The sequence below is a fragment of the Pseudomonas sp. CBC3 genome (assembly GCF_037967085.1).
Lineage (GTDB): Bacteria > Pseudomonadota > Gammaproteobacteria > Pseudomonadales > Pseudomonadaceae > Stutzerimonas.
Genome location: NZ_JBANEO010000028.1, coordinates 1 through 290 on the forward strand (window position 1 = coordinate 1; position 290 = coordinate 290).

Annotated in this window: 1 rRNA gene; it reads left to right on the forward strand. The window is 51.0% G+C overall.

Annotation, left to right across the window (positions count from 1 at the left end):
* Positions 1-203, forward strand: a 23S ribosomal RNA gene (locus tag V6943_RS20275); the annotation flags it as partial.
* Positions 204-290 lie beyond the last annotated feature (87 nt).

Below are 290 nucleotides of genomic sequence, written 5' to 3' on the forward strand. Positions count from 1 at the left end.
GCCAGTGGCATTGCCGGGTAGCTATGTTCGGAAGAGATAACCGCTGAAAGCATCTAAGCGGGAAACTTGCCTCAAGATGAGATCTCACTGGAGCCTTGAGCTCCCTGAAGGGCCGTCGAAGACTACGACGTTGATAGGTGGGGTGTGTAAGCGTTGTGAGGCGTTGAGCTAACCCATACTAATTGCCCGTGAGGCTTGACCATATAACACCCAAACAATTTGATGTTTGCGTGTCAGACGGTTGAAGTCGACAAACAAACCGAAAAGACGCATCGCTCGCAAAGCGAACC